At 51.9% G+C, this 15,815-nt stretch carries 12 protein-coding genes; all 12 read left to right on the plus strand.

Features of this window, described 5'->3' with window-relative positions; genetic code table 11:
- The first annotated feature begins 51 nt into the window (after positions 1–51).
- The 12 genes from rplJ to P9J64_06660 all read left to right on the plus strand — a co-directional run bounded on the left by rplJ (position 52) and on the right by P9J64_06660 (position 15,788).
- Entirely contained in the window at positions 52–573 is a 522-nt protein-coding gene (gene rplJ, locus P9J64_06605) for a 50S ribosomal protein L10 (GenBank protein ID MDG5467991.1), read from the plus strand.
- A gap of 70 nt (positions 574–643) precedes the next feature.
- The gene (gene rplL / locus P9J64_06610; protein MDG5467992.1) at positions 644–1,027 is read left to right on the plus strand and encodes a 50S ribosomal protein L7/L12; all 384 of its coding nucleotides are present in this window, start codon (positions 644–646) and stop codon (positions 1,025–1,027) included.
- 87 nt (positions 1,028–1,114) lie between these two features.
- Positions 1,115–5,281 carry a DNA-directed RNA polymerase subunit beta gene (rpoB, locus tag P9J64_06615; GenBank protein ID MDG5467993.1) on the plus strand — a complete coding sequence of 1,389 codons (4,167 nt, stop codon included), beginning with the start codon at positions 1,115–1,117 and terminating at the stop codon, positions 5,279–5,281.
- 40 nt (positions 5,282–5,321) lie between these two features.
- Entirely contained in the window at positions 5,322–9,506 is a 4,185-nt protein-coding gene (gene rpoC / locus P9J64_06620; GenBank protein ID MDG5467994.1) for a DNA-directed RNA polymerase subunit beta', read from the plus strand.
- A gap of 145 nt (positions 9,507–9,651) precedes the next feature.
- The gene (gene rpsL, locus P9J64_06625; protein MDG5467995.1) at positions 9,652–10,023 is read left to right on the plus strand and encodes a 30S ribosomal protein S12; all 372 of its coding nucleotides are present in this window, start codon (positions 9,652–9,654) and stop codon (positions 10,021–10,023) included.
- A gap of 22 nt (positions 10,024–10,045) precedes the next feature.
- Complete coding sequence (gene rpsG, locus P9J64_06630; protein MDG5467996.1) at positions 10,046–10,516, plus strand: 30S ribosomal protein S7; 471 nt, start codon at positions 10,046–10,048, stop codon at positions 10,514–10,516.
- Between the two features lie 17 nt (positions 10,517–10,533).
- The gene (gene fusA, locus P9J64_06635) at positions 10,534–12,612 is read left to right on the plus strand and encodes an elongation factor G (GenBank protein ID MDG5467997.1); all 2,079 of its coding nucleotides are present in this window, start codon (positions 10,534–10,536) and stop codon (positions 12,610–12,612) included.
- 60 nt (positions 12,613–12,672) lie between these two features.
- Positions 12,673–13,872, plus strand: coding sequence for an elongation factor Tu (tuf, locus tag P9J64_06640; GenBank protein MDG5467998.1), 1,200 nt, complete (start codon positions 12,673–12,675; stop codon positions 13,870–13,872).
- Between the two features lie 14 nt (positions 13,873–13,886).
- A complete protein-coding gene (rpsJ, locus tag P9J64_06645; GenBank protein ID MDG5467999.1) occupies positions 13,887–14,195 on the plus strand; it encodes a 30S ribosomal protein S10 in 309 nt (102 codons plus the stop codon).
- A 21-nt stretch (positions 14,196–14,216) separates the two neighbouring features.
- Complete coding sequence (gene rplC / locus P9J64_06650; protein MDG5468000.1) at positions 14,217–14,849, plus strand: 50S ribosomal protein L3; 633 nt, start codon at positions 14,217–14,219, stop codon at positions 14,847–14,849.
- A gap of 34 nt (positions 14,850–14,883) precedes the next feature.
- Positions 14,884–15,507, plus strand: a complete 624-nt coding sequence (gene rplD / locus P9J64_06655) for a 50S ribosomal protein L4 (protein ID MDG5468001.1) — start codon at positions 14,884–14,886, stop codon at positions 15,505–15,507.
- Complete coding sequence (locus P9J64_06660; GenBank protein ID MDG5468002.1) at positions 15,504–15,788, plus strand: 50S ribosomal protein L23; 285 nt, start codon at positions 15,504–15,506, stop codon at positions 15,786–15,788. The genes rplD and P9J64_06660 overlap by 4 nt, the downstream gene beginning before the upstream one ends.
- Positions 15,789–15,815 lie beyond the last annotated feature (27 nt).

Consider the following 15,815-nt stretch of genomic DNA (forward strand, 5'->3'; position numbering starts at 1 on the left):
GGATGAAGAGCTTGTAAAAGCTCGGAAATCTACAGGAAAGGAGGAGAGACATTGAATAAGCAAAGCAAAGAAGCTCTAATCGCGGAATTATCGGTCAAGCTTAAGGAAGCTAAAGCAGCTTTTCTGGCTGATTATCGTGGTCTTGACGTTGCTCAGGCAAATGACTTGCGGAATAAACTCCGTGAAACTGGGGTTGACTATCGGGTGGTTAAGAACACTCTGCTACGTCTGGCTTCGAAGGACACAGAGTCTGCATGTCTGGACGAGTACCTGAGTGGTCCGACATCAATTGCCCTGGTTAATGATGATCCGGTGGCACCAGCTAAAGCGTTGGTGGAGTTTGCCAAGAAGAACGAAGCTTTCGAACTGAAGGCAGGCATGCTCGACGGTAAGCTGTTGGCTATTGCAGACATCAAGGCCCTGGCTGAACTGCCAAGCCGTGAAGAGCTGCTGGCCAAAATGCTGGGTTCCATGAGCGCTCCGGCGTCCAACTTCGTTGGCGTTCTGGCTGCTGTGCCTCGTACATTTGTACAGGCTCTGTCGGCAATCAAAGATCAAAAAGACGCAGCCTGAGTTTTCTCTGGCTAACCGAATACAAATTAATAACTTAATCTAGATAAAGAATTACGGAGGATTTAGAACAATGGCTGATATCACAAAAGAACAAGTAATTGAATTCATCAAACAGATGAGCGTCCTTGAACTTGCTGAAATGGTCAAGGAACTGGAAGAAGTCTTTGGCGTTTCTGCTGCTGCCCCTGTGGCTGTTGCTGCTGCCGGTCCTGCTGCTGGTGGCGATGCTGCTGCTGAAGAGAAGACTGAGTTTGACGTTGTTCTCACCGCTATTGGCGACAAGAAAATCAACGTCATCAAGGTTGTCCGTGCTATCACCGGCCTGGGCCTGAAGGAAGCTAAGGACCTGGTTGATGGTACACCTAACACCGTCAAAGAAGGCGCATCCAAAGAAGAAGCCGAGGGCATCAAATCACAGCTCGAAGAAGCTGGCGCAAGCGTGGAGCTCAAATAGTAGCCCGCCTCGGATAATCACGTCCTAGCCAAGGTCGCCTTGTGCGGCCTTGGCTATTATACATTCAGTTAGCTAGAAGGAGACACCATGGCTTATTCGATTGCGAATAACCAGCTACTTAGGAAACACTTTCAGGAAATCAAACGGATTATCGATATCCCCAACCTGATTGATATCCAGAAGAATTCCTATCAGCGTTTCCTGCAGGCGGATTTGCCTGCTTCCGCCCGCCAGAATATTGGTGTGGAGGCGGTTTTCCGTTCAGTATTCCCGATTCGGGATTTCAGCGAGACCTGCTCCTTGGAGTATGTCGAGTACACGCTGGGGACCCCTAAGTATGATGTCGAGGAATGCCACCAACGGGGGATGACTTTTGCAGCGCCTATGAAGGTTAAGGTGCGGCTGGTCTCGTGGGATGTTGACAAAGAGTCTGGCGTACAGTCGATTCGCGACATCAAGGAGCAGGAAGTTTATTTCGGCGAAATTCCGTTGATGACCGAGAATGGTACATTCATCGTCAATGGCACTGAACGTGTAATCGTCAGTCAGCTGCATCGTTCGCCCGGGGTCTTCTTTGACCACGACAAGGGCAAGACGCATTCGAGCGGCAAGATTCTGTACAGCGCCCGGGTTATCCCTTATCGGGGTTCCTGGCTCGATTTTGACTTTGATCACAAAGATATCCTTTTTGTGCGCATCGACAGGCGACGTAAGTTGCCGGCCACTGTGCTGCTTAAAGCTCTCGGTTATTCTGTCGAGGAGCTTTTGAACCGTTACTACGACACAGAAGAAATTTTTGTGGAGAGTGGTGATACAGCAGAGACACGAGTTTATCGCAAAAAGGTTAATACCAAGCTTCTTCTCGGTCAGCGTGCAACCTTTGAGGTTGTTGATGCCGACGGCGAGGTTCTTGTAAAGGCCAACCGTAAGTTTACCAAGGCCGCGATTCGAAAAATTGAAGAGAAACAACTCGAATTCATCGAGATTCCTGAAGAGGAGGTCGTTGGTAAGATCGCTTCGGCCGATGTCATTGATGAATCAACGGGTGAGGTGTTGATTGAGTGTAATGAAGAGCTTACGGCCGCCAAGCTCGAAGAGCTCGTTACCCGTGGCATCAATAACATCAAGGTCCTCTTTATCGACAACATGTTTGTCGGCCCCTATCTGCGCGACACCCTCCTTCTGGATAAGGTTAACTCTCCGGAAGAAGCCAAGGTAGAAATTTACCGTCGACTGCGCCCGGGAGATCCGCCAACACTCAAGAGCTCTGACGCACTCTTTACGAGTCTCTTCTTCAACGAAGAACGCTACGATCTGTCGACGGTCGGTCGTCTCAAGCTGAATCACAAGCTTGGGCTGAAGCTGCCTCTCGAAGTGACGACCCTGACCACGGATGACATTCTTGAGGTCGTGCGCTACCTGATCGATCTGCGTAATGGTGCTCATGAATGGGAAGTTGAGGACGACAAGGGTAATACACGTAAACTGCCGGTCAAGATTGACGACATCGATCATCTTGGCAATCGCCGCGTACGTGCTGTTGGTGAACTGCTTGAAAATCAGTATCGTGTTGGCCTCGTTCGCATGGAGCGGGCCATTAAGGAGCGCATGAGCCTGCAGGAAGTGGATAGCCTGATGCCCCACGACCTGATTAACTCCAAGCCGGTTTCGGCTGTTGTTAAGGAGTTCTTCGGTTCGAGTCAGCTTTCCCAGTTTATGGACCAGACCAATCCGCTTTCGGAGATCACGCACAAGCGTCGCCTCTCCGCCCTCGGACCTGGTGGTCTGACCCGTGAGCGAGCCGGTTTTGAAGTTCGTGACGTTCACGCTACTCACTATGGTCGTGTCTGCCCGATCGAGACTCCTGAGGGCCCAAACATTGGTCTGATCGCTTCACTCTCGACCTACGCCCGAATCAATGTTCATGGTTTCGTGGAGACACCTTACCGGATCGTTACGGACGGCAAGGTTACTTCCGAAATTCAATACTTCTCAGCTCTGCAAGAAGAGGGTCACGCAATCGCCCAGGCGAATGCTCCCCTCGACAAAAAGAACTGTTTTGTTAACGAACTGGTCAATGCACGTAAAAACGGCGAGTTCATGTTGATCAATCGCGAAGAGATCGGTCTGATGGACGTTTCACCGAAGCAGTTGGTTTCGGTGGCCGCTTCACTGATTCCATTCCTCGAGAACGACGACGCCAACCGCGCCCTGATGGGCTCCAACATGATGCGTCAGGCCGTGCCTCTGTTGCGTGCTGATGCCCCCTTGGTCGGAACCGGCATGGAGCGTATCGTCTCTCATGACTCCGGTTCAGCGGTTGTCGCCAGACACGACGGTATTGTCGAAAACGTTGACGCCGGCCGTATCGTCGTCAAGATTGATGACCATGAGGTTGATGAGACCGGAACCGGTGTTGACATCTACAACCTGATCAAGTTTATCCGTTCCAATCAGAACACCTGCCTCAACCAGAAGCCGATCGTTAAAGTCGGTGACAAGATCAAGCGCGGTGAAATCATGGCCGACGGTCCGTCCACCCAGTGGGGGGAGTTGGCTCTCGGACAGAATGTTCTGGTCGCGTTCATGCCCTGGGGCGGCTACAACTTCGAGGACTCGATCCTGATCTCCGAGAAGCTGGTTAAGGAAGACCGCTACACCTCAATTCACATTGAGGAGTTTGAGTGTGTTGCCCGCGATACCAAGCTGGGTAAGGAAGAGATTACCGACGATATCCCCAATCTTGGCGAGGATGCCCTGAGCGATCTCGACGAGAGCGGTATTATCCGGATCGGGGCTGAAGTCAAGCCGACCGACATCCTGGTTGGTAAGATCACGCCGAAAGGTGAGACACAGCTGTCACCAGAAGAGAAGCTACTGCGGGCCATTTTCGGCGAAAAGGCCGGTGATGTTCGCGATACTTCCCTGCGCGTGCCACCTGGTGTCGAAGGTGTCGTTATCGGCGCCCGCGTCTTCTCCCGCAAGGGTTTGGACAAGGATAGCCGTACTGAGTATATCGAGCAGACTGAGATCGACAAGCTGCTTAAGGACCAGAATGACGAGATTCGCATCATCCGTGAGTCTTCTCAGCGCAAGCTGGCCGGTCTTCTGAATGGCCAGGCGGTTTCTGCCCCGGTCAAGGATCGTGATGGTAAAACCCTGTTGGCCAAGGGTCGTAAAATTACCGAAAAGGCTCTGGAGTCGATCCCTTTCAGCCTCTGGCGTGAAATTTCTCTTGCTGATGAAGAAGCGGAAAAAAAGGTCAGTGAAACTGTCCGGCGCCTGACTGAGCGTGAAGATATCATCAAGACTGTTTTTGCCGACAAGATTGAAAAGCTCAAGCGCGGCGATGATCTGCCTCCGGGCGTGATCAAAATGGTCAAGGTCTATATCGCCATCAAACGTCGACTCTCTGTCGGTGACAAGATGGCCGGTCGTCACGGTAACAAAGGTGTCCTCTCTCGCATCCTGCCTGAAGAAGACATGCCTTACCGCGATGATGGTACTCCGGTAGAGATAGTCCTCAACCCGCTGGGTGTCCCGTCTCGTATGAACGTCGGTCAGATCCTGGAGACCCACCTTGGCCTCGCGGCGCGCGGTCTGGGTGAGCAGATTCAGGCCTCTATCGATCAGATGCTCGATCCGAAGAAGCTGCGCAAGCAGATCAAGGACATCTACGGCAACAAGGAGCTGAACGGCTTCATTGATGCTTTGAGCGATGATGACGTCCTGACGCTGGCGCGTCGCCTCTCACACGGTGTTCCCATGGCTTCACCGGTCTTCGAGGGTGTTCATGAAGACCAGATCAAAGGTGAGCTGGAGCGTGCCGGTATGCCGATGAGCGGCCAGATGACTTTACATGACGGTCGTAGTGGCGAAGTGTTTAAAGAGAAGGTCACCGTCGGTATTATGTATATGCTCAAACTGCATCACTTGGTCGACGACAAGATTCACGCTCGAAGCATTGGCCCCTACAGCCTGGTTACTCAGCAGCCGCTGGGTGGTAAGGCGCAGTTCGGTGGCCAGCGCCTCGGTGAGATGGAGGTCTGGGCCATGGAAGCTTACGGTGCAGCGCATGCGCTACAGGAATTCCTTACGGTCAAGTCAGATGACGTGGCTGGTCGGACCCGGATTTACGAGGCGATCGTCAAGGGTAAGCATACCCTCGAAGCTGGCCTCCCGGAATCGTTCAATGTTCTTATCAAAGAACTTCAGGCTCTCTGCCTCGATGTAGAGCTGCTTGAAGAGGACTGATACTGTAGCGAACCCCTCATCCTGAGAAGGAGGATGTGTCTTGGAAGATATATACAGCTTATTTGAGCGGCCGAAAGACCCTCTCAATTTTAACTCCATTCGTCTCTCTATCTCTTCTCCCGAGAAGATACGCGAGCGTTCGTTTGGCGAAGTTAAGAAGCCTGAAACGATCAACTACCGGACATTCAAGCCGGAGCGTGATGGTCTCTTCTGCGCCAAAATCTTTGGTCCAACCAAAGACTACGAGTGTAACTGCGGCAAATACAAGCGCATGAAGCACCGTGGCATCGTCTGTGAAAAGTGTGGTGTCGAGGTCATCCCGAGCAAGGTTCGTCGTGAGCGTCTCGGCCACATTGACCTGGCCTGCCCGGTTGCGCACATCTGGTTTCTCAAGTCTTTGCCGAGCCGGATTGCAACTCTGCTTGACCTGACTCTGAAAGAGCTCGAGCGCATTCTCTATTTCGAGGCATATATTGTTCTTGATAAGGGTGAAAGCGATCTTGACGATGGTCAGATCCTCTCCGAAGAGAAATATCGCGAAGCGATGGAAGAGCATGCCGGCCAGTTTACTGTCGGTATGGGCGCTGAAGCTGTTCGTGAGCTGCTTACGGACATTGACCTCGACGAGCTGACAACAACTCTGCGCTCCGAGATGATTGAAGCCACAAGCGAGGCCAAGCGTAAAAAAGTTGCCAAGCGGCTCAAGGTTGCCGATGCCTTTATTAATAGCGGAAACCGCCCGGAATGGATGATTCTTGAAACCATCCCGGTCCTGCCGCCGGAATTGCGCCCTCTGGTTCCTCTCGACGGAGGTCGTTTTGCCACATCTGACCTTAACGACCTTTACCGTCGTGTCATTAACCGCAACAATCGACTCAAACGCCTTATGGAGCTGCGTGCTCCCGAGGTTATTATCCGCAACGAGAAGCGTATGTTGCAGGAGTCGGTTGACGCACTCTTTGACAATGGCCGTCGTGGTCGCGCAATTACCGGTCCTAACAAGCGTCCGCTCAAGTCACTTTCGGACATGCTCAAAGGTAAGGGCGGCCGATTCCGCCAGAACCTGCTCGGTAAGCGTGTTGACTACTCCGGTCGTTCAGTTATCGTCGTCGGCCCTGAGTTAAGGCTACACCAATGCGGTCTGCCTAAGAAGATGGCGCTGGAACTGTTCAAACCCTTTATCTACAACAAGCTCGAAGAACGTGGCTTTTGCACTACGATCAAGAGCGCCAAGAAGCTGGTCGAGCGAGAGCGCCCCGAGGTTTGGGACGTCCTTGAAGAGGTTATCAAGGAACACCCGGTCATGCTCAACCGTGCACCGACCCTGCACCGTCTCGGCATCCAGGCTTTTGAGCCGGTTCTTATCGAAGGCAAGGCGATCCAGCTGCACCCATTGGTCTGTACTGCTTTTAACGCCGACTTTGACGGCGACCAGATGGCTGTCCATCTGCCGCTTTCGGTTGAGAGCCAGGTTGAGACTCGCATTCTGATGATGTCGACGAACAATATCCTGTCTCCAGCACACGGTAAGCCGATCATCGTTCCGTCACAGGATATGGTTCTCGGTCTCTACTACATGACTCGTGAACGGGCTTTTGCCCAAGGCGAGAATATGGTTTTCTCTTCTCCGGAAGAGGTCCGTATGGCTTACGACGCCACAGAGGTCGATCTGCAGGCCAAGATCAAGGTTCGTGTCGAGCCTGTCGCTGGTGAAGAACCGGAAATCGTTGAAACCACGGTTGGCCGGGTTCTGTTGCGCGAGGTTGTGCATACATCGATTCCTTTCTCGGCAGTAAACCGCGTCATGAACAAGAAGCAGGTTGGTGAGCTTATCGACCTGTGCTTCCGTTTTGCCGGTAACAAGGAGACCGTAATCCTGGCCGATAAGCTTAAAGAGACCGGCTTCAAGTTCTCGTCGATCGCAGGTGTTTCCATCTGTCTTGACAATATGGTGATCCCCGAGGACAAAGAGAAGTATCTTTCCGCTGCTGTTAGTGAAGTCACGGAGATACAAGAACAATACACGGAAGGTCTGATCACCGACGGCGAGCGTTACAACAAGGTCATCGACATCTGGGCCAAGTGTACCGAAGATATCGCCCAGACGATGCTTTCCAAGCTGGCGGTAGAGACGGTGACTTCGCCAGAAGGTAAAGAGGTTAAGGTTCCTTCCTTTAACCCGATTCACATGATGGCTGACTCCGGTGCTCGTGGTAGCCATCAGCAGATTCGTCAGTTGGCCGGTATGCGTGGTCTGATGGCCAAGCCGGACGGCTCGATCATCGAAACACCAATTACCGCAAACTTCCGTGAAGGTCTTACGGTTCTGCAGTACTTCATCTCGACTCACGGTGCCCGTAAAGGTTTGGCCGATACAGCACTTAAGACCGCTAACTCTGGTTACCTCACCCGTCGTCTGGTTGACGTTGCTCAGGACGCAATCATTATGGAAGAGGATTGCGGTACTCTGGACGGCATCAATATCAGCTCTCTGATCGAGGGCGGTGAAGTTATCGAGCCTTTGGGCGATCGTATTCTGGGGCGTACTGCTCTCGAAGATATTGTCGACCCGGTTACGGACGAGGTTCTTGTTGAGGACAATCAGTCCATTGATGAGGCCCTGGTTCAGAAGATCGAGGATGCAGGAATAGAGAAAATCAAGATCCGCTCGGTTCTCACCTGTCAGAGTCGTCGCGGCATCTGCGCGTCCTGCTATGGTCGTGATCTGGCTCGTGGCCATGTCGTCAATCTTGGAGAAGCTGTTGGCGTTATCGCTGCCCAGTCAATCGGTGAGCCGGGCACCCAGCTGACCATGCGTACCTTCCATATCGGTGGTACCGCGTCACGCCAGGCTGAGCAGACCGCACTTGAAGCCCGTACTGAAGGATCACTCAAGTTTATTAACTTGACGACAGCCACGAATAGCGAAGGTCGCCTCGTGGTTATGAACCGTAATGCTGAGGTTGCTGTGGTCGATGAAACCGGTCGTGAGCGTGAGCGTTACGGCGTCGTTTACGGTGCTCGCTTGAAGATCGGTGAGGGTGATGCTGTAACCAAAGGGCTTGTCCTCGCTGAATGGGACCCCTTCACCATGCCAATTCTTTCTGAAGCTGCCGGTAGGGTTCGCTTCGGTGACATGGTTGAAGGTCTGACCGTCGAGGAGCAGGTTGACGATGTTACGGGTCTTTCCCGTAAAGTTGTTATTGAAACCAAGGCTGCTGACAAGCGTCCGCGGGTCTCGATCAAAGACGATAGTAACAAAACCGCGCAGCGTTGCATGATGCCGGTTGGCGCTAATATCCTGATTCAAGAAGACGCAGAGGTTATGGCCGGCGACATTCTCGCCAACATCCCTCGCGAAACCACCAAGACCAAGGACATCACCGGCGGTCTGCCGCGTGTTGCTGAACTCTTTGAGGCGCGCAAGCCAAAAGAGTTTGCCGTGATTACTGAGATTGACGGCGTCGTTGCCTTCGGCAAAGATTCCAAGGGTAAGCGCAAGGTTGTGGTGACTCCGGAGATTGGTGAGCCTAAAGAGTACCTGATTCCAAAAGGCAAGCATATCAGCGTACATGAAGGAGACTTCGTGCGTGCCGGTGAATCCCTGATGGACGGCTCTAGCAATCCACATGATATCCTGCGGGTTCTTGGTGAGAAAGAATTGGCCAAGTATCTGGTTGATGAAGTTCAGGAAGTTTATCGATTGCAGGGTGTCAAGATCAACGACAAGCATATTGAGGTTATCGTTCGTCAGATGCTGCGTCGTGTCAAGATCAAGGCTGTTGGTGACACGCGCTTCCTGGCCGATGATTCAGTAGAGCGCTGGCAGTTTAATGTCGAAAACCAGAAAGTTCTCGCCGAAGGCGGGCAGCCAGCAGTCGGAGAGCCGCTTATGCTTGGTATCACCAAGGCTTCTCTGTCGACCGAGTCGTTTATTTCCGCAGCGTCCTTCCAGGAGACGACTAAGGTGCTTACCCAGGCTGCAATCGAAGGTAAGAAGGATGGCCTGCAAGGCCTCAAAGAGAACGTTATCATGGGTCGCTTGATTCCGGCCGGTACGGGTGTTATCAAATACCGTAGCGCGAACCTCTTGATCGACGATCCGGAAGAGCGGCTCCCTGTTGTCGAGGAAATCGACGAGGACGCTGAGAATTATGAAGCGGAACTTGCAGAAATGGTCGTTGAAGAGCCTGCTGAAATAGTCGAAGATGCTGATATCGATTAACTTTTTCGGCTCGCAATAAAAAATAGTAGTTTGCTTTTAAAATGCTTGACAGGGGAGGCCCGCTTTGTTAGATTCAGCGGGTTTTCTCCTCTGAGAAAATCTGTTCTTTTAACGCTATGAATACGCAAAAATCGGGAGTGATTCTATGCCGACGATCAATCAATTGATCCGTATAGGTCGTGAGAAAAAGCAAGACAAGTCAACAACGCCTGCGCTGAAGGGTAACCCTCAGAAGCGTGGTGTCTGTACTCGTGTGTACACTACGACTCCGAAGAAGCCTAACTCTGCGCTTCGTAAAGTCGCTCGTGTGCGCCTGACTAACGGAATGGTTGTTACCTCCTACATCCCTGGTGTAGGCCATAACCTTCAGGAGCACTCAGTTGTTCTGGTGCGTGGTGGCCGAGTAAAAGACCTTCCAGGCGTTCGTTATACGATCGTCCGTGGAGCTCTTGACCTTGCCGGTGTTAAGGATCGTAAGAAGTCGCGTTCCAAGTACGGTGCCAAGCGGCCCAAGTAATTAGAGATACGAAGAGGACGTTATGCCGAGAAGAAGAGAAGTAGCCAAGCGGGTTATCCTGCCTGATCCAAAGTTTCATGACCGATTGGTAGCCAAGTTCGTCAATGCTTTGATGATTGGTGGTAAGAAGAGTACTGCTGAACGTATTGTTTACGGTGCTTTCGACCTGATCAAGGAGCGCACAGGCGATGAGCCGGTTGAGGTTTTCAAGAAAGCTATTGAAAACGTTCGTCCGGTTGTCGAGGTCAAGTCTCGCCGCGTTGGAGGCTCGACTTACCAGGTTCCGGTTGAGGTTCGTTCCGAACGCCGCAATGCGCTGGCAATCCGCTGGATTGTTGGTTATGCGCGCGGCCGTGGTGAGAAGACCATGGAGGAGCGTCTTGCTGCAGAGTTTATGGACGCAGCTGGGAACCGTGGTGCCACGGTTAAGAAACGTGAAGACACTCATCGTATGGCCGAAGCTAACAAAGCCTTCGCTCATTATCGCTGGTAGGCGGAGGATTTACTGCTGTGGCTCGCAAAGTATCACTTGAAAAAACACGTAATATCGGCATCATGGCTCACATTGATGCTGGTAAGACCACAACTACCGAGCGTATTCTTTACTACACTGGCGTTTCCCACAAAATCGGTGAAGTTCATGATGGCGCTGCCACTATGGACTGGATGGAGCAGGAGCAGGAGCGTGGTATTACTATTACCTCCGCTGCAACGACTTGTTTCTGGAAAGACCACCGAGTCAATATTATAGATACCCCCGGTCACGTTGATTTTACCATTGAAGTAGAGCGTTCATTGAAGGTTCTGGACGGCTCGGTTGCTGTTTTCTGTTCAGTCGGAGGCGTTGAGCCTCAGTCTGAAACGGTTTGGCGCCAGGCTGACAAGTACGGTGTCCCCCGTATGGCCTTTATTAACAAGATGGACCGTGTTGGCGCCGATTTTACTCGCGGTGTCGAGATGATTCGTGACCGTCTTGGCGCAAACCCTATTCCAATTCAGTTGCCTATTGGTGCTGAAGATCTTTTCCGCGGCGTTATTGACCTTGTCCAGATGAAAGCGATTGTCTGGGATAACGAGGCGATGGGTGCTAATTATGAGGTTATGGATATTCCGGCAGAAATGCTGGATGATGCCGAAGCTGCCCGTGAGGTAATGCTTGAAGAGATCAGCTCTGTTGATGAAGTGTTGATGGAGAAGTACCTGGGTGGTGAAGAGCTCACCATTGATGAGATTAAGGCCGGTATTCGCAATGCGACCATGGCGTTGCAGATCAATCCCGTGTTGTGTGGTACTGCGTTTAAGAATAAGGGCGTGCAAACGCTTCTTGATGCAGTAATCGACTATATGCCTTCTCCTCTTGATGTTAAGCCGATTCCGGGTGTCGATCCTCATTCTGGTGCTGAGTTGACTCGCCCTGCTGATGACAATGCTCCCTTTGCGTCTCTGGCCTTTAAGGTCATGACTGACCCCTTCGTTGGGCAGTTGACCTTCTTCCGCGTTTATTCAGGTGTTGCCGAGGCTGGTGCGCATGTTGTCAATGCCACCAAGGACAAGAAGGAACGTTTCGGTCGTATCTTGAAGATGCACGCAAACAAGCGTGAGGAGATCAAGGCTGTTTACGCCGGTGATATCGCTGCCGCTGTTGGTTTGAAGTATACGACGACTGGTGATACTCTCTGTGATCCCAAGTCTCCTTGTATTCTTGAGTCAATGGAGTTTCCGGAGCCCGTTATTCATATCGCCATCGAGCCTAAGACTAAGAGTGACCAGGAAAAGATGGGCACTGCACTCGGTAAGTTGGTTCAGGAAGACCCTTCTTTGCGCGTCAAGACGGATGAAGAGACCGGTCAGGTCATCATCTCCGGCATGGGTGAATTGCATCTAGAGATCATCGTCGACCGTATGAAGCGTGAGTTTAAAGTCGAGGCTAACATCGGCGCACCTCAGGTTGCATATCGCGAGTCGATCACGAAGACCGTTGAAGTGCAGGGCAAGTTTGTCCGTCAGTCGGGCGGTCGTGGTCAGTACGGCGACTGTTGGCTGCGTCTTGAGCCACTTGAGCCTGGCGGTGGCTTCGAATATGTTGATGCAATCAAAGGTGGTGTCATTCCGAAAGAGTATATCCCTTCGGTTGGTGCTGGTGCTGAGCAGGCCGCTAAAAATGGTATACTTGCGGGCTTCCCGCTGGTTGACATTCGTGTCACCTGTTACGACGGTTCCTACCATGATGTTGATTCAAATGAGATGGCTTTTAAAATTGCCGGCTCTATGGGCTTGAAGGATGGCGCTGCCAAAGCCAAGCCGGTTCTGCTTGAGCCGATCATGGCTGTTGAGGTTGTCGCCCCTGAAGAGTACCTTGGCGAGGTTATGGGCGATTTGAACAGCCGTCGTGGCCGTGTCTCTGGCATGGAAACACGTGGTGGGGCGCAGGTTGTTAATGCTCATGTGCCTCTGTCCAGCATGTTTGGCTACTCGACCGATCTGCGTAGCTCGACCCAGGGACGTGCGACCTACACCATGACTTTCGATCATTATGATCAGGTTCCTAAAGCGATTGCTGAAGAAATTATCAGTAAAACCAAGGGTTGATTTTAAGTTAACTTTTAGCAAAACGAATATTTAGCAAAACGAATATAAGGAGATAGGACCATGGCAAAAGCCAAATTTGAGCGGACTAAGCCGCATGTCAACATCGGAACAATCGGTCACGTTGACCACGGCAAGACGACCCTGACAGCAGCAATTACGAACGTGCTTGCTTCGAAGGGCGGCGCAGAGTTCCAAGCGTTCGACCAGATCGACAACGCTCCTGAAGAACGTGAGCGCGGTATCACGATCGCAACGGCACACGTTGAGTACGAGACAGACAACCGTCACTACGCACACGTTGACTGCCCGGGTCACGCTGACTACGTTAAAAACATGATCACTGGTGCTGCACAGATGGACGGTGCGATCCTGGTGGTTTCCGCTGCCGATGGCCCGATGCCACAGACCCGTGAGCACATCCTGCTCGCTCGTCAGGTTGGTGTCCCCTCAATGGTTGTGTTTCTGAACAAAGCCGATATGGTCGACGACGAAGAATTGATGGAGTTGGTTGAACTTGAGATCCGTGAGCTGCTCTCCTCCTACGATTTCCCTGGTGATGACATTCCAGTTGTCCCCGGTAGTGCACTGAAGGCGCTCGAGTGTGGTTGTGGCAACGATGGTTGCGCTGCCTGTGAGCCGGTTCTGGAGCTGATGCGTCAAGTTGATGCCTACATCCCCGAGCCTGAGCGTGCCGTTGATCGTCCGTTCCTGATGCCTGTTGAGGACGTGTTCTCAATCTCCGGTCGCGGTACGGTTGCAACCGGTCGTGTTGAGCGCGGCATCATCAAGGTTGGTGAAGAAATCGAAATTGTCGGTATGAAAGAGACGTCCAAGTCTGTTGTTACCGGTGTTGAGATGTTCCGCAAGCTTCTGGATCAAGGTCAGGCTGGTGATAACTGTGGTATCCTCCTGCGCGGTGTTAAGCGCGAAGATATCGAGCGTGGTCAGGTCCTGGCGAAGCCGGGCAGCATCACTCCTCATACCAAGTTCAAGGCAGAAGCCTACATCCTGACCAAGGAAGAGGGCGGCCGTCATACTCCTTTCTTCAAGGGCTACCGTCCCCAGTTCTACTTCCGTACCACGGACGTGACTGGTGTTGTCGAGCTTCCTGAAGGAACCGAGATGGTTATGCCTGGTGACAACATTGCTGTTACCGTAGAGCTGATCACTCCGATCGCCATGGATAAAGAGCTTCGCTTCGCAATCCGCGAAGGTGGCCGTACGGTTGGCGCCGGTGTCGTCAGCGAAATTGTCGAATAATAAAGGACGAGATCATGCAGAGCCAGAAGATTCGTATTCGCCTTAAGGCGTATGACCACAAGCTGCTCGATCAGTCGGTCAATGAAATTGTCGACACAGCCAAGCGCACAGGGGCTCGCATCGCCGGCCCGATTCCGTTGCCGACTGTGATCAACAAGTACTGTGTATTGCGTGGACCTCATGTCGATAAAAAGAGTCGTGAGCAGTTCGAGATGCGTACACATAAGCGTCTGCTTGATATCGTCGAGCCGACTCAGCAGACCGTTGATGCTCTAATGAAGCTTGACCTGTCAGCTGGTGTTGACGTTGAGATCAAGCTGTAATAGCGAAGTAAGGGTAAAGTAATGATTCAGGGAATTTTGGGTAAAAAACTGGGCATGACCCAGGTCTTTGTCGCAGATGGTCGCCGCATCCCGGTGACTGTTGTAGAGGCAGGCCCCTGTACCGTCGTGCAGAAGAAGACGGAATCCACTGATGGCTACAATGCTTTGCAGGTCGGTTTCGAGGCCAAGAAGTCCCATCGCGTTAATAAGCCGATGATGGGCCACTTCAAAAAAGCTGACCAGGGTGCGTTTGCTGCCCTTCGTGAGCTTGCCGCGGACAATGTTGATGAATATCAAGTTGGTGACCAGGTCACCTGCGACTCGGTCTTTAAGGCTGGTGATATTGTTGATGTAACCGGAACCAGCAAAGGTAAAGGCTTTCAGGGCGTCATCAAGCGCTGGGGATTCTCCGGAGGTCGTGCAACACATGGCTCTAAATTTCATCGGGCCCCCGGTTCGATTGGAATGAGCGCATCGCCAGCAAGGGTCCACAGAGGAAAGAAGATGCCTGGCCAGATGGGTAACGCTCGTGTTACTCAGCAAAATCTGGAAATCGTGGAAGTTCGTGCCGATCAGAATCTTATTCTGGTAAAGGGTGCGATCCCCGGGCCTAACCAAGGTCTTGTGCTGATTCGCAAGTGCGTCAAGGCTTAAGTGCTAATAGAAGTTTGAGTTCCGGAGTTTAGTTATGGCAAAGATTGCTGTATTTGATATTGACCGTAAGCAGGTCTCTGAGCGGGATCTCGTTGACGAGGTGTTTAACGCTGACGTCAAAGAATACCTCCTGCATGATATGGTTCGCTACCAACTGGCCGCTCGTCGTCAGGGAACCGCCAAGGTCAAAGGTCGTGGTGAGGTTCGTGGTGGTGGTAAGAAACCATTTCGCCAGAAAGGTACCGGTAATGCTCGTCAGGGCACGCCGACCGCGCCGAATCATGTTGGTGGTGGAGTTGCTTTTGGACCCACGCCTCGTGATTACAAGTTCAAGCTGAATCGTAAGGTCAAGCAGTCTGCATTACGCAGCGCTCTCTCGGCCCGTTTCAAGGCTGAGTGTATGACGGTCGTCAATGCGCTTGACCTCGAAAAGATCAGCACCAAGAGTTTCGCTGAAGTCCTTGACCGTTTTGAGTTAAAGAAAGCTCTGATCGTTGTCGACGGAGAGAATGCGATGCTGGAACTTTCCGCACGGAACCTGCCATTTGTTAAAGTACTGCGTGCTGAAGGCGTCAACGTTTACGACGTCCTGAAGTATCCCAACCTGGTTATGACTGAAGGTGCGGTCGACCAGATTGAAGGAGCGCTGGCAAAATGAAGCCTTTACATCAGATTATCAGGAAGCCCCTGGTTACGGAAAAATCCAACCTGATGAAGGAAACCGGTAATGTTGTTGCTTTCGAGGTCGCAATGAGCAGCAACAAGGTTGAAATCAGGCAGGCTATTGAACGTGCTTTCGACGTTAAGGTGCAGGAAGTTCGCACCATGGTCGTTGCTGGAAAGACCAAGCGAGTTGGTCGTAGTTCTGGTAAACGTCCCAATGTCAAAAAGGCATATGTGACCTTGGCTGAAGGCACCATCGATTTTTTCGGTGTTTAGTAAGATTGATATCCATCTGACGGAGTA

The sequence above is a fragment of the Deltaproteobacteria bacterium IMCC39524 genome, from assembly GCA_029667085.1.
GTDB lineage: Bacteria > Desulfobacterota > Desulfuromonadia > Desulfuromonadales > BM103 > M0040.